The 18407-nt window shown below is 57.1% G+C and carries 10 protein-coding genes and 2 CRISPR repeat arrays (1 of these 12 only partly in view); of the genes, 2 read left to right on the top strand and 8 right to left on the bottom strand.

Translation table 11 applies throughout. The features are described from left to right. Positions 1-2950: direct repeats of the CRISPR family, unit length 37 nt; unit sequence GTTTCAATCCTCGCCCGAGCCGAAGCCCGGGCGCTGC (it extends 1435 nt beyond the left edge of the window). Between the two features lie 205 nt (positions 2951-3155). The 7 genes from cas2 to V8J88_RS13880 all read right to left on the bottom strand — a co-directional run bounded on the left by cas2 (position 3156) and on the right by V8J88_RS13880 (position 10922). Continuing rightward, positions 3156-3446, bottom strand: a complete 291-nt coding sequence (cas2, locus tag V8J88_RS13910) for a CRISPR-associated endonuclease Cas2 (protein WP_338844737.1) — start codon at positions 3444-3446, stop codon at positions 3156-3158. A gap of 4 nt (positions 3447-3450) precedes the next feature. Then, entirely contained in the window at positions 3451-4485 is a 1035-nt protein-coding gene (gene cas1c, locus V8J88_RS13905; protein WP_338844735.1) for a type I-C CRISPR-associated endonuclease Cas1c, read from the bottom strand. 2 nt (positions 4486-4487) lie between these two features. After that, positions 4488-5147, bottom strand: a complete 660-nt coding sequence (gene cas4 / locus V8J88_RS13900) for a CRISPR-associated protein Cas4 (protein ID WP_338844734.1) — start codon at positions 5145-5147, stop codon at positions 4488-4490. Positions 5148-5159: 12 nt separating this feature from the next. Beyond that, on the bottom strand, positions 5160-6056 hold the full coding sequence (gene cas7c / locus V8J88_RS13895; RefSeq protein ID WP_338844733.1) for a type I-C CRISPR-associated protein Cas7/Csd2: 897 nt from the start codon (positions 6054-6056) through the stop codon (positions 5160-5162). Between the two features lie 61 nt (positions 6057-6117). Next, a complete protein-coding gene (cas8c, locus tag V8J88_RS13890) occupies positions 6118-7926 on the bottom strand; it encodes a type I-C CRISPR-associated protein Cas8c/Csd1 (RefSeq protein ID WP_338844732.1) in 1809 nt (602 codons plus the stop codon). Continuing rightward, a complete protein-coding gene (gene cas5c, locus V8J88_RS13885; protein WP_338844731.1) occupies positions 7923-8606 on the bottom strand; it encodes a type I-C CRISPR-associated protein Cas5c in 684 nt (227 codons plus the stop codon). Before cas5c ends, cas8c begins: the two co-directional genes overlap by 4 nt. A 39-nt stretch (positions 8607-8645) precedes the next feature. Further along, positions 8646-10922, bottom strand: a complete 2277-nt coding sequence (locus tag V8J88_RS13880) for a CRISPR-associated endonuclease Cas3'' (RefSeq protein ID WP_338844730.1) — start codon at positions 10920-10922, stop codon at positions 8646-8648. 513 nt (positions 10923-11435) lie between these two features. Further along, positions 11436-12464: a CRISPR direct-repeat array (repeat unit 37 nt; unit sequence GCAGCGCCCGGGCTTCGGCTCGGGCGAGGATTGAAAC). A gap of 715 nt (positions 12465-13179) precedes the next feature. Between V8J88_RS13880 and V8J88_RS13875 the strand changes: the two genes are divergently transcribed. Further along, positions 13180-14538 carry an IS4 family transposase gene (locus tag V8J88_RS13875; protein ID WP_338844729.1) on the top strand — a complete coding sequence of 453 codons (1359 nt, stop codon included), beginning with the start codon at positions 13180-13182 and terminating at the stop codon, positions 14536-14538. A gap of 305 nt (positions 14539-14843) precedes the next feature. Further along, on the top strand, positions 14844-15983 hold the full coding sequence (locus V8J88_RS13870; protein ID WP_338844728.1) for a hypothetical protein: 1140 nt from the start codon (positions 14844-14846) through the stop codon (positions 15981-15983). A gap of 81 nt (positions 15984-16064) precedes the next feature. On the opposite strand, the gene V8J88_RS13865 is transcribed toward V8J88_RS13870, so the two are convergent. Then, positions 16065-18341: a TonB-dependent receptor gene (locus V8J88_RS13865; RefSeq protein ID WP_338844727.1), complete on the bottom strand. Its 2277-nt coding sequence runs from the start codon at positions 18339-18341 to the stop codon at positions 16065-16067. Between the last annotated feature and the right edge of the window lie 66 nt (positions 18342-18407).

The following is an 18407-nucleotide window of genomic DNA, read 5'->3' as shown; positions in this document are numbered from 1 at the left end:
TCAATCCTCGCCCGAGCCGAAGCCCGGGCGCTGCTCTGCCATGATGCGCTCCATATTTAGGTTTTCAGGTTTCAATCCTCGCCCGAGCCGAAGCCCGGGCGCTGCACGTTGCATTTGCCATGCTGAAAAACGTCAGCAATGTTTCAATCCTCGCCCGAGCCGAAGCCCGGGCGCTGCAAAAAGAATTGGCGGATTCGTCATATCATTTGATGTTTCAATCCTCGCCCGAGCCGAAGCCCGGGCGCTGCATAGCATCTTTGGAAAAAGATGTTAATTGTTTCGGTTTCAATCCTCGCCCGAGCCGAAGCCCGGGCGCTGCAAAGCAGGTTCATTTCCCGTAAAACGGTTGACGCCGTTTCAATCCTCGCCCGAGCCGAAGCCCGGGCGCTGCTCACTGAAAGCGAATTTATTTTTACGCTCAGATTGTTTCAATCCTCGCCCGAGCCGAAGCCCGGGCGCTGCCAGAGCCGACCAACTGCCAGGTGCTGCCGTTGGCGTTTCAATCCTCGCCCGAGCCGAAGCCCGGGCGCTGCCCCAGCAATTTGCTGTTCGCAAATGGCGTTGCTCGTTTCAATCCTCGCCCGAGCCGAAGCCCGGGCGCTGCTTGGGCAGCATCAAACGCGGTTTGGAACTGTGCGGAGTTTCAATCCTCGCCCGAGCCGAAGCCCGGGCGCTGCGCTCAATGCGACGCGCCCAGCCGGGATCAGGGGTGTTTCAATCCTCGCCCGAGCCGAAGCCCGGGCGCTGCTGTAAATTACGGATTTACAGACGGTACAGCCTTAGTTTCAATCCTCGCCCGAGCCGAAGCCCGGGCGCTGCGTTGGCAACATTGCGCAGTGCAATTTTGGTTGATCTGTTTCAATCCTCGCCCGAGCCGAAGCCCGGGCGCTGCAAGCTTTTTGATGCGGCCTTATCTCCGGTAAAATGTTTCAATCCTCGCCCGAGCCGAAGCCCGGGCGCTGCCTCGCAAGAATTATGCGCCGCAAATTCCACGCGTGTTTCAATCCTCGCCCGAGCCGAAGCCCGGGCGCTGCCAAATCATTAACCCTTCTCCCGTTATTTCAGCGGGGTTTCAATCCTCGCCCGAGCCGAAGCCCGGGCGCTGCATCTTGCAGCTGGACTAATGCGAACATCTTTGCAGTTTCAATCCTCGCCCGAGCCGAAGCCCGGGCGCTGCGAAATAAATTTAATGGGTAAGCAAGTTAATATTCTTGTTTCAATCCTCGCCCGAGCCGAAGCCCGGGCGCTGCAGGCTTGAATTTTTGGAATGCGCAGGTTAAATCCGGTTTCAATCCTCGCCCGAGCCGAAGCCCGGGCGCTGCTCTGGGGATAGCGCCGCAGGCATTTTAGCGCCGTTTCAATCCTCGCCCGAGCCGAAGCCCGGGCGCTGCAGGAGTTGTACTTCTGTTCTATCCATTTTTCCTGTTTCAATCCTCGCCCGAGCCGAAGCCCGGGCGCTGCACCACAGTACCGCGATGGAGCAAGCCGCCCATTTGTTTCAATCCTCGCCCGAGCCGAAGCCCGGGCGCTGCAAAATCAAGGGGTTGATTGGTAAATGATCAACAGTTTCAATCCTCGCCCGAGCCGAAGCCCGGGCGCTGCAATGCGTCCCCAAAGTCTTTAACCGGCTGCGTATTGTTTCAATCCTCGCCCGAGCCGAAGCCCGGGCGCTGCGCGCATCCAGCAGATGATGCGGCAAGAGGATCTGTTTCAATCCTCGCCCGAGCCGAAGCCCGGGCGCTGCAACGAAGCTCTGCGACAGCTCTTGAATCAAGTTGTTTCAATCCTCGCCCGAGCCGAAGCCCGGGCGCTGCGCATCTGCCATTGATTTCTCGTTCGGTATCACTGGTTTCAATCCTCGCCCGAGCCGAAGCCCGGGCGCTGCTTGCCGTGCTGGCAGTGTCTCCCGTGGCCAAATTGTTTCAATCCTCGCCCGAGCCGAAGCCCGGGCGCTGCAAAAGGGGGATGGCAGTAAAGTGGATAGCATCAATGTTTCAATCCTCGCCCGAGCCGAAGCCCGGGCGCTGCATGACTCGCTCTAAATCTGATTCCTATACTGATGTTTCAATCCTCGCCCGAGCCGAAGCCCGGGCGCTGCGCGCCCCCCCCTTGCTAACAGGGGGGGAAAGTGTAGGTTTCAATCCTCGCCCGAGCCGAAGCCCGGGCGCTGCCTTAATCGGCAAACTGCCGCGCAGTGCGGCGGACGTTTCAATCCTCGCCCGAGCCGAAGCCCGGGCGCTGCGTAATATTGCCGGCGCATTATTTTAAGGTGCAAAATGTTTCAATCCTCGCCCGAGCCGAAGCCCGGGCGCTGCACTAGAGGACAGCGAGCGGCTGAGCGAAGAGAAGTTTCAATCCTCGCCCGAGCCGAAGCCCGGGCGCTGCCGGCAGCGCTGGCACCGGTTACATATTGATTGAGTTTCAATCCTCGCCCGAGCCGAAGCCCGGGCGCTGCGACATTGAGCGATATTTATCAACTCGAAATCGAAGTTTCAATCCTCGCCCGAGCCGAAGCCCGGGCGCTGCTTTGTCAGTCCATTCCCAGCTGAAATAACTGGAGTTTCAATCCTCGCCCGAGCCGAAGCCCGGGCGCTGCCTTATCCTGTTACTGCACCATCTCAGAGGTGGGGTTTCAATCCTCGCCCGAGCCGAAGCCCGGGCGCTGCCTTAATTCATCTTCAGAACCTACGACAAAACGGTGTTTCAATCCTCGCCCGAGCCGAAGCCCGGGCGCTGCTCACTGATCAATGGTATTATACAACTTCCGCAATGTTTCAATCCTCGCCCGAGCCGAAGCCCGGGCGCTGCGTCAAGCCGCGCGCGAATCATGGCGCCCAAGCCGTTTCAATCCTCGCCCGAGCCGAAGCCCGGGCGCTGCCACTGGGCGGCCGCAACTGGCGCTACAGGGTCGCCGTTTCAATCCTCGCCCGAGCCGAAGCCCGGGCGCTGCTCTTCAAGCGCAAGCGCTTGAATTACCTGGCATTTTAGCCCCGTTTGCGCGAACCTCCCGCTTGTCCGGCAGAAAATCGCATTGGTGTTGGCGGTGGTTAAAAATTCCATTGCAAATCAATCACTTGGCTGTGCGCGAAAGGGTGCGGGGAGGGATGGGCGCTGCCGGTTCGCGCGCCGGCAGGCTGGGGAAGTCGGTTCACGTATTATATTACCAGCGGCGCCTGAAAATCGGTGGCGCGGAATTGGCCGTGTTCGCGCACCGCAAAACCGCGCCCGGCAGGCAGGCGATAGAGGCGTAAATTATCCTGCTGCAAATCCACTTCGGCCAGCAGGCGGCGTTCCAATTCTTCAAAACCGGCCTGATCCACCTGACATTCAAAGACCGATAATTGCACGCGCTGGCCCACGCTTTCACACACCTTGGCCACGCGGCGCAAGCGGCGCCGGCCTTCTTTGGTCTCGGTGTTGACGTCATAAGTCACCAGGGTCAGCATGCGCTTATTTCCATAAAAACGGCACATAATCCAGCGCTTCGCCGCGCACCGCGCGCGCCAGCAAGCGCGCCTGCAGCATCGGCAATAAACCGATTGCGGTTTGTTGCTCCAGTACAGGATGCTGCAACATCTCCTGCTTGCGCTCCTGATAGGCTGTCACCACCAGGCGGCGCGCATCGCCTTCAAGACTCACTGCGCCACCTTCACGCTGAATAAAATCCGTCCCCTTGAGCTGGCCCCGGTTAATCAAGGTCAACGCTAAGCGATCCGCCAGCACGGCGCGGAATTCTTCCATCAAATCCAGCGCCAGCGCGGCGCGGCCCGGGCGCACAGCATGTAAAAATCCCTGCTGCACATCCAAACCCACGGCTTCCAAGGCGGAACGGCAATCATTCATCAACATACTGTACAAAAAAGACAGCAAGGCATTCAGCGCATCGCGCGGCGGGCGGCGATTGCGTCCGGCAAATTGGAATTGGGTGCGCATGGCCGGCTTGATCAGCAGATTCATACAGGCAAAATACTGGCGCGCCGCTTCCCCCTCAATGCCGCGTACTTGCTCCACCTCTTGCGCAGCCGCCAGCGCGCGCAGGGAAGCCGCCAAATCGGCGGCGGCGCGCTCCAGATCGGCGCGCTCCTGGCTGTCGGGGTTTTCACGCGCGGCGCGCAGCAGCACCTGGCGCGCATTGCGGATTTTGCCGGCGATCATCGCTTGCGCCAGTTGCAGGCAAACCGCAGCATCTTGCGCGCGCGTAAATTGCGCCTGGCGCAGCAATATATTGCCGCTGCATGGGCCTTCCAGGCGCGCCTGAAAACGCCCGGCTTCATCCAGCAAGACCAGGCTTTTGCCCTCTTGCGCCAAGCGGTGCATCAGCGCCGGGCTTAACATGGTGTGGCCAAAACAGACCACGCCGCTCAAATGATGCAGCGGCACTTGCAGGCGCTTTTCACGTTCAATTTCAATCCGCACCGTGTCATTTTCCAGTTTCAAATACGCTTCCGGACTGGTGACATACAGGGTATTGAGCAGGGTTTGCATGCTTATTCCTTTTCCACATCGAATAAGGCGGCGCGCAAACTTTGCCGGCGCGCTGACGCGCTCTGCATCTGCGGTTGGCAGATGTGTTGCAGCGAACATTCTTTACAGCGCGCATCATATTGCGGCGCTGGAATCACGCCTGCTTGCAACATCGCGCGCACTGCCTCTATCGTGTCGCGGGTCTGGGCGCGTAAGTCCGGGCTGATTTCCACCACGCGCCGCCGCTTTGAACTGGCGTGATAAATCGCGCCTTGCGGGACAGGCTTGCCAAACATTTCTTCCAAACACAGCGCTTGCGCGGCAAGCTGGATGTCGTCATGCAATTTGTCCCGCCGCGCGCCGTGTTTGTATTCGACCGGATAAGGCGTGCCGTCGGCCAGAAATTCCACCACATCGCAACGCCCGCTGATGCCCAGCGTCTCACTCCACACCGGCAGGGCGCGTTCAATCCGCACCCCGGGACGCTTCTCGGCGCCGGGAATATCGGCCAGCCGGTGCGCCGCCTGGCCGCGCAAGGTGTGCACGTTTTCAGCGAACGCCTGTTCGATATGGATCAAGGCGCATTGACGCGGGCAGTAGGCGTAGTGCTGCAAGGCGCTGAGCATGAGCGGCTCGGCTGCTTCAGGCGGAAGCGGCGGCGCGGGGAATAAATTGTCTGACATCGCCTGCCTGACTTACTCAAACCGGATTAAGCGCACACCCGGCGGCAGATCTGCCTCATTCACGCTGACGACATAATCAGCGAAGTTGCGCGCTTCATGCTTGCCTTCAGCCAATTCGATCTTGATGCGCTCAAACAAACGATGCGCATGCGCATTGCCAAGTTCAGATTCATGCTCGAACACATATAAACCACGCGTATTCATTTCACCGCGTGCGGCAGAACGATCATGCTCGAACATATATTGCAAAGATTGCCAAAGCAAATCGAGGTCGTCTTGCGAAAAACCGGTTTGACGCGCAAGGAAGCTGGAAACAAAGCCATGTGAGCGGTAAAGTCCATAAGAGACAGTGCTTTTTCGGCCCATCGTCCGGTTTTCTCCCTCTTGTTTCTCTGCTTCTTTCTCACTCGCGATGGCCATACGTGTGATTGAGTGATCCAGGCATTCGATAGGGTCAATGGAGCGTGCAAAGGTGAGTTGTACCGGGCCTCGCACTTGACCTGCATTCACACCGGTGGACATCACCGCGCCGAAAGTACGCACATCATAAAAATTCTGGCACATCCATTTGCGGGCATTATCCACATCGTCTCCGCCACCTTTGCGCTTTTTCTCTTTCACGTCTTCTTTTGCATCATCTTTGACGCCGATTGCGGCATATGCGCGCTCATGAATTTGATTCAAGACGGCTTTTTCTTTGACATAGATATCGTGTGGCGCATTACATCCTTTGAGCAGGCCGACAAAGTTGCGGATCTTGCGCTTGAGTGACACATCTGTGACCAAACCTTCGCCAGTCTGCGGATCTGTGCGCGGATGATTATCTGCATCCGGGTCTCCGTTCGGGTTGCCATCTTTCACGTCAAATAAAAAAACAAAGTCGTAGCGGCGGGTGATCAGATTGCTCATCGTGTATTCCTGTTTTTGGGTAATGGGATTTTCAATACTGTTTTGTAGCTGATCGAAGGATTTATGCTGTCACTGCGACATCTGTTGCAGCCTCCTTGCTCTTGCTCTTGTAAAGCATTTGACGCTGATGGTGATAACCGACGCAAAACAAGCCCTGTTTTTCAAGGTCTAATTTGTCAGGAAAACCATCTGGTATATCGCCCATGATTTCATCAATCAAATTCCCATAAGTAACAAAATTTCCATAGGATTTGCTTTGTTTTCTCAGCTTGGCCAAGTGAAACACGCTCAAAGCCTCCAGATTGGGAAAAGCTCTGACAGGCGTATGCATTGCAGTTGCAAACCAGCGTTCACGTATCCCTGAGTTGGGATCTACTGCATCCTTTTGGATTTTTTCATATACAGCAAACAGGCGGCCTAAGCTGTAAGCAGGCTTTTGCTGCTCAGGAAGATTGCTATTCAAGCTCACGAGGTAATCCTTTGCAAATGATTGAGAGTTGTTTTCGCGCCATTGGCGCAATAAGCATGCTTTTATGATTGCAGCACGCACCCAGGTAACTTGCCTTTCTATGCTGCAACGTAACAGCGCAGCGCGATAGAAAGTCAGCGGATACGCCTGCTTATGCAAAGCCGCGTGCATAACGGCAGGCGCCAAGTTGGCAGGAAAATTTTCCTTTTTCTTCTGTGCGACACATGCGCCAAACAGGCGGTTCATCGGCAGATGTCGATTTTTCTCAAATTCAGGAATGCTGATTTCCAAATCATCGAAATGCTGCGCCGTATTTTCCGCCATCTCACGCAAGCTCAGGCAATGCCAGAAGCGGATTGCAATCCGCGCCGCATTCGGCCCCAGCCCCAACACATAAAAACGTCCATCGCCTTCAAGCGTGGCCGCTTTGCCGCTGTGCACCCAGGTATAGACTTTTTTCACTGCTGCCGCACCCCGGCCCGGTTCGTCTTTCGGATCATCGCCAAAAATATCGGCCAGGTCTTGCGCCATCGCATCGCCTTCGCTTTTTTCAGTCCAGAAAACTGTCGAAGCGTCGCCAATCTGCAAGCGCTGGCGCGAGCCGGATTTAAGCAAATCGTTCAGGGCGGTGGTGTAGCCGAATGCAGCCAGTTTGCCGGTGGGCGCATTCCAGCCTTGCCGTCCGCTATTGCCATACGAGCAATACGCCGGCGCATTGAAAGAGACGATATTCGCGCCTGCGGTTTGTGCGCCCCACACGCCTTTGATGGCGGTGTGCAATTCCTGAATCTCCTGCTCTTGTCCTGTCACCAGACACAAGCCGGTTTCCGTCGCACCTTCCGCCGCATCTTCCTCTTTTGGCAGGCAAGCCGCCTGCACGGCGGGGCGCTGGCAAATCAGGAGGCCGGGATCTGTATTGAGCTGAAAACTCAGATTCGGATTGCCTTCCAGCATGGCAGGCCAATACTGGCTTTGTTGAATCGCGGCGCGTCCCTCTTGCGGCAAGCGGTCTAAAAAACTTTGCAGCGCTTGCAGGCCGGGATCGGCTTGCGCATCCGCGCTTAAAGCATGGATGCGGGCGCGGAAGGCGGCATGCATTTCCTGCACCCGCTCCGGCTTGCCGCGCGTATCGATGCCGAGCGCATATTCCACACTGTCCCATAATAAATTCGCCGCCACGCCTGAGGTTTTTTTCACGCCCTGCGGGACAAGATAGCTTTGCGCCACCGGTTTTTTATCGTCCGACAGGGTGCATTTCACTGTCACCAGCGCGCCGCTTTGATCAATCACAATCAGATAAGGCAGCGGCTTTTCTTCAAAACCATAGGCCGGCAAGCGTTGCGCCGGGTCGGGATCATTCATGCGGCGCTGATAAAGTTCGAGCAAGCTTTGCAATATCATTTGGCGCTCCCTATGCCGCTCACATCCAGCACGCCGTTTTGCAATTTGGCATGAAAGAAATGCGGTTTGGCGATCTCGCCCTTGCCAAAATCCATGTCATACAGCATCCACCCCAAATCTTGTGTTTTATCCAGTGCGGGCGCTTCGCTGGCGGGGTTATCCACCAGCCGGAAATCACAGGCGAATTCACGGCAACCCAGATAAGGTTGGTTTACGCATTGTCCCTTTTGTGCGCGCCGGACAAACATTTCGTGAAATTTTTCCACGCTGTTGTTCTCGCCGCAGTCTGGCTGCAGGGTGAATTGGGCATGCAAGCGGTAAGCCACATCACGCAAAAACAAGCCGGCGCGCTGCTGGCGGTCGTCTTCAATATACAAGCCGAGATTGCCGGTCCCGGCTTTCATGGCGCTTTGCACATTGCGCATGGGAATCACATTCGCCACTTCATTGCGGCGCAAGCTCATCCAGGCGATTTCATTCAAGACTTCAATGCGCAAGATGCGCCAGCGCAAGGCCGGTTTCCATAAAATCGCTTCAAAAATCGCCCGCGCGGCAGATGGTGTGATGACGTCATAGCTCATGCGCTCGACCTTCATTTCCGGGCGCGTGAAGCAGGCAAAATCACCGCGCACATGCAGGCAATATTCGCGGCTGCGGCGGGCGGGTTCGGTGGTATCCATCAATTATCTGTCCTCCTGTGCTGGAATCGGGGCTGCGCTTCACAGCGTGAAGTCGCTGACGGCGCCGGGTGTGACATCCGGCGTCAAACCAAATCGTTGGTGGTACAAGGTGCGGTGGGTTTGCAGATACAAACCCGGTAGCAGCGGCGCAATATCGCCGCGCGCTTCGAGTTTGAGCGCATCTGCGCTGCGCACGGCGACGATGTAGCGTTGAATTTTGCGCATCAGCCAGCGGCTTGGCCCCTCTTGCTTGAGCATGGCCAGCAGCATATCAATTGCGTTTTTTTCGTCCGTCTCATCGGCGGCGCGCCACAGCACAATCACTTGCACCATGTTTTCTTGCTCAATCAACTGAAATTGTTGCGCTACGCGCGCCAGTTGCGGGGCCGGCGCGCCGCTGTGGGCGGAAGTGGCGCGGCAGTCTGCCGTAATTTGCTTGGCGTCCAGCTTTAAATCGCCATACCAATGCTGAAAATATTGCTCGAATAATGAGGGCTGCAAAACATCCCCCTGTGCCTGCGGCAACACGCTGCGGCAGGCGCTGATGGCGGCGGCGATGGGGCCGCGTTTGATTTCATCCGGCGCGATAAACACATACACATCGCCAGCCGGCAATAAGCCTTCGCGATTACAGCGCCCGGCGGCTTGCGCGATGGAATCCAGCCCGGCCAGCGCCCGCATCACCACCGGAAAATCGACATCCACCCCGGCTTCGATCAATTGCGTGCTGACCACGCGCAAGGGCCGCATGTCCGTCCCGGCGCGCCGCGCCGCCAGCCGGCTGCGGATTTCATCCAACAGCGCGCTGCGATGCTGACCGCATAAATTGGTGGATAAATAAATCGTTTCCGGCCCCAGTCTCTGCGCGAGTTCCAGCGCATCTTTTTTCTTGTTGACTATCGCCAGCAGGCAGTCATGCGCGGCGGCCTGGTCGGCGATCTCATCCCAGCTTTGCGCGATGTCGAGTGCGGGCGGCAGGTGTACGCGCACACGCGCAAAAGCGCGATAGAGCGCATCCGGATCATCAATAATCGCCTGCATCTGCAGCCCGGCAAAACCGCGCAGCGCCGGATTGTCTTGCGCGCCCAAAGCTGGTTGGGTTGCGGTGCACATCACAAAGCTGACGCCGTAATGCTGTTGCAAGAGGTGGATGACTTCGACGATGGGCTGTAAAAACGCCGGCGGCAACATTTGCGCTTCATCCAGCACAATCACGCTATTGGCCAGATTGTGCAATTTACGGCAACGCGAAGTGCGCGCGGCGAACAGTGATTCAAACAACTGCACATTGGTGCTCAAGACCAGCGGCGCGTCCCAGTTTTCACAGGCCAAACGGGTGGCGGCGTTTTCCTGCGCGGGCGTGCTGTCGGCATTGCTATGATGTTCGATAAAAGCATCGCGGCCAAAAATGGCGGCGAACACATTCGCGGTTTGTTCGATGATGCTGGTATAGGGAATCGCATAGATGATGCGGCGCTTGCCGTGGCGCAGCGCATGTTCCAAGGCAAACGCCAGCGATGACAGGGTTTTGCCGCCGCCGGTGGGCACGGTCAATTGAAACACGCCAGGCGCCAGCGCAGCCTTGGCGCGGCAGGCTTGCAAGATTTCAGCGCGGCGCCGGTTAACTGGCGTGTCACTGGCGCGGGCTTGCAGTTGTTGCATATGGTTTTGCAGCGTGTCTTGCATGCTCGCCAGCGAGGGAAAACTTTGCCGCGCGGCGAATTGGGCCGGCTGCATGAACGCTTCGGTATCTAAAAAATCGGCATCCACCAAGGCGGAAAACAGCATGCGCAACCAGAGATGGCAGGCATCACGCCCACCCAGGGGACGGGTTTGCAGCGCTATTTGCAAATCGGCTTGCAGCAGCGCTTGCGGCGCACGCGCCACGCTTTCGGCCATTTCGCGCTGCGCATCTGCGCCTTCCATGCGCGCCAGCAAATCTTCCCAGTCATACAAGCCGGCGTGATGGCTGGCGATCAGCATCGCCAGCACTTCGCCATACCAGGCGCGATTCGGGAATTCCTGCTTGATGCGTTGCAAAAGCCACAGCGCGCCGGCGCCGGAATGGCCTTTGTCCTGATTGCTCATGCGTTCGCAATGGGCGTCGGGATCTTGCCGGATGTATTCCTGAAAACCGGGACGGTACTTGCCCAGATCATGCAGCAGGCCCGCCAGCCCCGCCAACTCCGCCGCCCCGAACTGCGCCGCAAAGCCGCGCGCTTTGTCGGCCACGCCTTGCAAATGGTCTTGCAAATGTTGGGGCTGTCCATCTGGACTGATGCGGGCGATGATCAGGTCTGCTGGTATGACTGACATGCAAAACTCCGGTTTGGGGCGGTAGCAAAATTGCAATTCAATACAGCTTTAAGAAACCCAACTGCACTGCTTCTGTGCGGCAGCTATTAAATCACACTTGCTGCTGCATGATTGCAGGTGAGCGCAAACTATCTATTAGTTGGGGTGGAAATGCAACAGCCTGAATGGGTGGGATGTGGAAATGGAAAGCCGGAACTGGCTTTTGTGAGCGTTTATACATCCCGGTGCATGAAGTCGCTGCCAATTCTGATTCAGCCGTACACCCTGATGCATGACCAGACACAACTTTTTGATGGCGAATGTTAATATTGCTCAGGCTATTCGCCCCTCGCGAAATAACGCGAAACTACAGCGCACATCACTCACCGCACCCTTTCGCGCTAACTCAAGCATTTGATCTGAAAGAGAAAATTTTTTGCACCACCAAAAATCCCCGATGCTACGCCATCCATGCGGCGGGTTCGCGCAAACCGGGCTAGAATGCTCGGCAATTCAAGCCTTTGCGTTTGAAGAGCAGCGCCCGGGCTTCGGCTCGGGCGAGGATTGAAACGTCCAAAGACTCATAATGAACGGCGAACTCGCCGGCAGCGCCCGGGCTTCGGCTCGGGCGAGGATTGAAACAAATGATGGTGTGGTAATTTTACCACGGATGGACAGCAGCGCCCGGGCTTCGGCTCGGGCGAGGATTGAAACAACTGGTTGCCCGAAGAACTGGAAAGTCTGGTAGGCAGCGCCCGGGCTTCGGCTCGGGCGAGGATTGAAACCCTTCCTACGGTTAGCCATATATTCACGGTCTGGCAGCGCCCGGGCTTCGGCTCGGGCGAGGATTGAAACTTTCCAAAACTGTGAGGGAATGATGCTGCTCAAGCAGCGCCCGGGCTTCGGCTCGGGCGAGGATTGAAACAGGTCTTGCGCCGATGCTGCTTGCATGCGGATGGTGCAGCGCCCGGGCTTCGGCTCGGGCGAGGATTGAAACAGCCTGGGGCTGTTGTCTGATGCAAATTCCGGGAGCAGCGCCCGGGCTTCGGCTCGGGCGAGGATTGAAACCGCTCGGAACTCGCTCCCTACGGCGTGAACCTGCGCAGCGCCCGGGCTTCGGCTCGGGCGAGGATTGAAACCCAAGTCCAAGCGCCCCTTTAAACGGATCTGAAGCAGCGCCCGGGCTTCGGCTCGGGCGAGGATTGAAACAAATCAACCAAGCGCGGCCAGTGATTGAAAACGGGCAGCGCCCGGGCTTCGGCTCGGGCGAGGATTGAAACTGGCCGGGTGCAGCCAACCGAAACCACAGCGATGCAGCGCCCGGGCTTCGGCTCGGGCGAGGATTGAAACATGCGTGCCGGCGGCAATCTGCTGGATGTTGGCGGCAGCGCCCGGGCTTCGGCTCGGACGAGGATTGAAACAACAAAGAAATACAGGGGCAAGCCGATGATGACGGCAGCGCCCGGGCTTCGGCTCGGGCGAGGATTGAAACGGACTGGCAGAGCTTTACGGCACTGCGCTGACAGGCAGCGCCCGTGCTCCGGCTCGGGCGAGGATTGAAACACTTTCAGGCTGTCAGCAGCCCCCCGGTGTATCAATTACATGTGCTGCTGGCAGCCTGTAAAACATGATTGCCAGCGCGTTAAATTGAGCAGGAATTACAAGGTCTGCGACGATTGGAAGCGCAACGCTTAAAAGAGCTGCTGTCACAGGCGCCGTTTTACGCGCAGCGGGCAGCGCAGGAGGGCGAGATGTATTGGATGGAATTGGCCGGCAGCTACACGCCAATATAGGGCAGCGACAAAAATCCTGTGTATCTATTCAGCCACTGCGCTGACAAGTCGGTTTATATGCCAAGCGGGTTGCAGCTTCATTGTGCCGAGCTTGTCGAACCACGGTTTTCCATGATCAACCATGCCCAACGACTGGCTCAGGGCGAACGGAATCTGCTTCGTCCATCCTTATGAAGGCTGAACAGTCACAATCCTGTATAGCAAAGACCGCCCAGCCGTCCTGCAAAGCTTAGATGACGGTTTGCGCCGTGCGGGAAGCCAGCTTGCGCAAGTGCAATTGAATAGCCATCTGGAAAAACGCTTGCAAGAATGCGACTTGGCGGGGGGGCAGGCGCTGTCGGCGGCCGGGTTATTGCCATTCCATTACACACATCTCCGCAGGACGCCCTGAACGCGGCCAGAAATCCGTTTACATTCAATGAGTTGCACGCCCGCTTGTAAACTTACCGGATTTCGCGTTTACTCACATCTTTTGGGCGGCGCACGTGAGCAGAAAGCAAGCAGCACAGAGTTGGACCGACGATGAGTTTGGCGGACTCGATCTTGGCGATGCCCGCCTTAACAACAGGGCGAGAAAATTGATGGAAACATTCGCGACCAAACCGAAGGCCAGCATTCCCGAAGCATGCGACAACTGGACGGAGACGCAAGCGGCCTACCGCTTTATGGCCAATCCGGAGGTGACATGGGATGGCATTCTGGCGCCACATTGGGCGCGCACCATGGAACGCATGGCGACGCAGAAGGTTATTCTGTGCATTCAGGACACCACCGAACTGGACTTCAGCGGCCAAAACATCGACGGCCTCGGCCCGCTCAACTACGAAGCGCGGCGCGGCATGTATGTGCATCCGACCTACGCGGTGTCGCCAGAGCGTGAGCCGCTGGGCCTGCTCGATGGCTGGATGTGGGCGCGTGAAGAGCGTGGCGCTGACGGCAAGCGCCCCGCCAGCGTAAAAGAGAGTGAACGCTGGATAGAGGGCTACGAGCGGGTCGCCGAGCAGGCGACCCAGTTGCCCAATACCCGTCTGGTGTATGTGGCTGACCGCGAAGCGGACATGATGGGAATGCTGCGGCGCGCAGCCGAATTGGGCACGCCTGCCGATTGGCTGGTGCGCGCCAAGCATGATCGCTGTCTGGCTGACGGCGAAAGCAAACGCCTGTGGCCTGAAACCACGGCCGGTATGCCGCTGGGCGAGATCAGCTTCATCATGGCCGGGCGCGGCAAGCAAAGGGCGCGCCAGGTACGTCAGCAGGTGTGGGCCAAGCGCGTTCTGCTGCGTGATGGCAAGCGCGGCAAGATCGAGGCGACCTGCATCGTAGCATCCGAAGTGCAGCCGCCGACGGGCATCAAACCGGTGGAATGGCGCTTGCTGACCAACCGCCGCGCGGAAACCTTGGCCGACGCCAGCGAACTGATCGACTGGTATCGCGCGCGCTGGGAAATTGAGATCTTTTTCAATGTGCTCAAGAATGGCTGTGAAGTCGAAGAACTGCAACTGTCCACCATGGCCCGGCTGGAGCGGGCGCTGGCGCTGTTTATGGTGGTGGCCTGGCGTATCGCGTACCTGATGCGTAAGGGACGTACCTGTCCGGATCTCGACGCCACTTTGTTCTTCGATCCCGACGAAATCCGAGCGGCTTATCTGCTCAATAAAAAGAAGGCGCCCGCTATGCCGGGCTTGAACGAGGTGTTGCGCATGGTAGCCCGTGTCGGCGGTTTTCTCGCACGAAAACATGACGGGGAGCCTGGCGTGAAAACAATCTGGCGAGGTCTACAGGATGTTCAAGTTTCGGCTCAGACAATCAGGACTCTACGCGAGATGGGCGCATTGCAAGACTGAGTTGTGTGTAATGGAATGGGTTATTGCTGTGCGCAATCCGGCCTGCGTTTTTGCGCCAAATCCGCTTGAATGGATGGCGTGGAATAAATGCGTAATTCGGCATATATCCGGGATGGGAAATAAATTGTAACATCGGCGCCTTTGCTTATGTTATAAAAAAGACATTGACGATTTTGCAAATCAGCGGCAAACTCATTTCACTTGTTGCCTGATGTATAAACAAGTCACGCCCGTCGCTGCCCGCGATTTTTGCAATCCGGCAGGCCCGGCATGTATTTCCACAGAGAAAACAGAGAGAGACCATCATGAAAAACATTCCTCGCAGCAAAATTATTTCCGCCATATTTTCACTGTGCGCGATGAGCGCCGGTATTGCGCATGCTGATAATGGTTTGGCAAAGCACGATAATCCCCTGATTTATAGCCATCAGGAAATGTTTCAATTCGATATTGCCGGCTGGCTGCAAAATAATGCGCCGCATTTAAAACAGCATGCCGAAGTGATTTCCCATTGGGCCGGTTATACCTCGGTCAGCCCGCGTGTTTTAATTGCTTTGATGGAACATCAAACCGGGATGGTCAGCCGTCAGGCCGGGTTTGCCGCCAACAGCGAACAGCCTTTTGCCGCCTTGTCGAATGAAAAGGGTTTTGCGCAGCAGGTGCGCGATGTGGCGGATCAGATTGCGCAGCAGTTGTATGCGCCGCTGGCCCATCCCGGCGCTGCAGAATTCCAGCAGTCCGGCACATCGGTGTTGCAAAAGATGCTGGCTAAGGGCCGCAGTCTGAAGGCCGAGAATGCGGAACAGGATTTCGCCGCCACCTACAGCCGCCTGTTCGGCCAGCCATTTGATGCGCAAGCTGCGAATAAGAGTTTGGCGGATGTGCATGGGCAAAGCCTGGCGCCGCGCGCCGGTCCCGCCGTCGGCTTCTTGCAATTCCCGTTTCCAATCGGGCAGACCTGGTATGTCGGCGGCGCGCACACCAATACCGGCAGCGGCAATTATCCCATGTCATCGCTGGATATGAGCCAGGGCGGCGGTTGGGGCAGTAATCAATCGAATATCTGGGTCACCAGCAGCGCCGGCGGTCAATATAAGCGCCATTCTTCCTGTTTTGCTGAAATTGTGCATAGCGGCGGCTGGTCCACCACATATTATCATTTGATGAATCAGCAATATAATACCGGTGCGAATATTAATAAGAATGTGCGTTTCGCCAATCCGGCCAATACCAAGGGGCAGGCATTATGCAATGGCGGACATTCAACCGGGCCGCATCAGCATTACAGCCTGAAATATAATGGCGCATATTATCATTTGAATGGAGTGAATATCTCCGGCTGGCAAATCAGCGCCACCGGCAGCAGTTATGACACCAATTGCTCACGCTTTTATCTGGTGCGCAATGGCGTGAAACGTTGCGCCGGCAGTTTCACCAATAATTGATCAAGCCCACCTTTCGCCACAGGCTTTTGCCGGGGCGAATATGGCGCAGCCAAGGGCTGCGCCATACGCAAAAACCATGCTTCAGATTTGCAGCTCCAGGCGCAAGCTCCACACGGTGTTGCTGCCGTTGATATTGCGATTCTCATGCAGGATATGCTTTTCCAGCAAACTGCTTGCATTCACAAAGTCACGCGCCAGCAGGTTGGCGGCGGAAACGCGCAATTGCGCCCAGGAATTGATCTTCCACAGTCCATACACATCCAGCTGGCGCTTGACCGGATTGTAATTGCGTTGCTCCGGTGAGATTTGCAGCACATACGCCGGGGTATAGTTCAGGCTGCCGCCCAGGGTCACGCTGCTTTGCGGAATGCGGTAGTCCAGGCCGATATTGCCGCTGTGCTTGGGCTGCGAATCAATCCGGTTATCCGGCCCGGGTATGCCTTCCACCATCGACCAGGCCCAGGTGTAATTCAGGCGCACATCCAGTTCCGGCGCATTTTCGATCAGTTGCGGCAAGCGGAATTTGGCTTCCAGCTCGACGCCCCGGGTTTGCGCGCGGCCAATATTGGTCGGCTGGCTGACCCAGCGCAGGCCCAGCGGGGTGTTTTGCAAGCTGGTTTGACTGCGCACCATATCGCGGATATTGCGCGCAAACAGATTGGCCGAGAGAATCCCGCCTTCGCTTAAATAATGCTCATACGCCAATTCCAGGCCCAGCGCCTGCTCTGGCTTCAAGGCTGGATTGCCGAAGCGGTCTGGGCTGGTGGCTGTATTGTTATTGGAAAAATAGGGGGCGGCGATCAGGTTCGACAATGCGCTGGCGCGATAGCTGTGGGTGGCGCTCATGCGCACCTGATCGCGCGCCTTGCCTGGAATGCGCCAAACCGCATGTGCAATCGGGCTTAACACGCGGCTGCTGTTTTGCACCGGCGCGCCGCCAATCGGGCCGCCGCTGCGCACCCGTATGCTTTCCCAGCGCAAGCCCAGATTCAAGGCCCATTGTTTATTGATATCCCATTCGTCCTGGATGAAGGCCGCCAGACGCCGGTTATTCGCTTGCAGATTTTCATCTGACGCGTCTTGATTCAGATCCGGGGCGCCATTGATCAATGAAATCCTTTGCTGGGTGCGCTTGCTGTACTCGCCATCCACGCCCATGGCCAGTTGGTGTCCTTCGCCTATCGGGGTGGAAAATTTCAAACCCAGATTGGCGCCGCGCTCTCGGAAATCATTGCCGTCAATCCGCGTGCGGATCAGGCGCCCGGCGCTGTCAAGCTCGGTGCGCAGCGAGTCGCCGGAAAAGTGCATGCTGCTGGCGCCGAATTTGAATTCCAGTTTGCTGCTATTCCCCAGCTTGCTGACATATTGGCCCATCAGGCGCGCCATCGAAAACGGATCTTCTCCCGCAGAGTCGGCTTTGGCGTAGGGGGCGGGCAGGGTTCCGCCTTGCTGACGCAGAAAATCCAGGCTGCGGTTGAAGGTGCGTGAATGCATGGCAAAGGTTTGCAGCGTGATGCTGTCGCCGTTTTCCGCTTTCCACACCAGGCGCGGGGCAAAATGCAGGCTGTCGCTGCGGTACTGGCTCAGGTTGAAGCTGTCTTGCAGCATCAATTCGCGGTTTTGCATCAAGTCAATATCACGCTTGATGCCGCTGCTGTTATTTTTGCCATTGTTTTGGCTCAGATTGCCATTGATGGTGTATTCCAGCCGGCCCAGTTTGCCGGGAATGGAAAAACCCAGATTCGGACTGTCTTTCCCGGCGTCGAAGCTGTTGCCCATTTTGAGTTGAATATCGCGTTGCCGGAATCCTTCGCGCAAAATGATATTGATGGTGCCGGCTATCGCCTGGGTCGAATGTTCGGCCACCGTGCCCCGGATGATTTCAATGCGCTCCACCTGATCCGGCGCCAGCGAGCCGATATCAAAGCCGCGCGGGGCGCGCTCGCCATTCAGCAGTATCTGGGTATAGCCGCTGCCCATGCCGCGCATGCGGATCTCACCGCCGCGCCCGCCTGGCCGGCCGCCCAGATTGATGCCGGGCAAACGTTTTAACACGTCAGCCAGATTGCTGTCGCCATTGCGTTCCAATTCTTCCCGGCCAAACACCATTTTTGCTGCGCTCGACTGGCGGCGTTCTTCCATGGCGTTCGGTTTGCCGCCGGTCACAGTGACTTGTTGCACATTGCCGCTTTTGCTGTCTGTCTTTTTTTCCTGCGCTTTGCCCTTGTCATCTTCTTTGGCGGGGGCGTCTTGTTGCGCGGCGTCGCTGCTTTGCGCCATGACGGCGGCGGGCCATGCCAGCGCAATGCTGGCGGGCAACAGCCAGATTAAGCTGTTGCGATAAAACATGTCAGACATGCAATTCTCCAGAGGGGGACAGAGGGGCAAGCGCCCCGCGCTGCTTGGACAGATGGCGCGTGAAAA

The organism is Massilia sp. W12, assembly GCF_037300705.1.
In the GTDB taxonomy this organism is placed as follows: Bacteria; Pseudomonadota; Gammaproteobacteria; order Burkholderiales; family Burkholderiaceae_D; genus JACPVY01.
Note: the sequence above shows the minus strand (reverse complement) of the source record. Positions and strands in the feature narration are given on the sequence as shown.

Bases quoted from the DNA above. Each gene is read 5' to 3' on its own strand.
- cas8c (WP_338844732.1), bottom strand. From the start codon at position 7,926: ATGATATTGCAAAGCTTGCTCGAACTTTATCAGCGCCGCATGAATGAT.
- cas2 (WP_338844737.1), bottom strand. From the start codon at position 3,446: ATGCTGACCCTGGTGACTTATGACGTCAACACCGAGACCAAAGAAGGC.
- V8J88_RS13870 (WP_338844728.1), top strand. From the start codon at position 14,844: ATGAAAAACATTCCTCGCAGCAAAATTATTTCCGCCATATTTTCACTG.
- cas1c (WP_338844735.1), bottom strand. From the start codon at position 4,485: ATGCAAACCCTGCTCAATACCCTGTATGTCACCAGTCCGGAAGCGTAT.
- cas7c (WP_338844733.1), bottom strand. From the start codon at position 6,056: ATGAGCAATCTGATCACCCGCCGCTACGACTTTGTTTTTTTATTTGAC.
- V8J88_RS13880 (WP_338844730.1), bottom strand. From the start codon at position 10,922: ATGTCAGTCATACCAGCAGACCTGATCATCGCCCGCATCAGTCCAGAT.
- V8J88_RS13865 (WP_338844727.1), bottom strand. From the start codon at position 18,341: ATGTCTGACATGTTTTATCGCAACAGCTTAATCTGGCTGTTGCCCGCC.
- cas4 (WP_338844734.1), bottom strand. From the start codon at position 5,147: ATGTCAGACAATTTATTCCCCGCGCCGCCGCTTCCGCCTGAAGCAGCC.
- cas5c (WP_338844731.1), bottom strand. From the start codon at position 8,606: ATGGATACCACCGAACCCGCCCGCCGCAGCCGCGAATATTGCCTGCAT.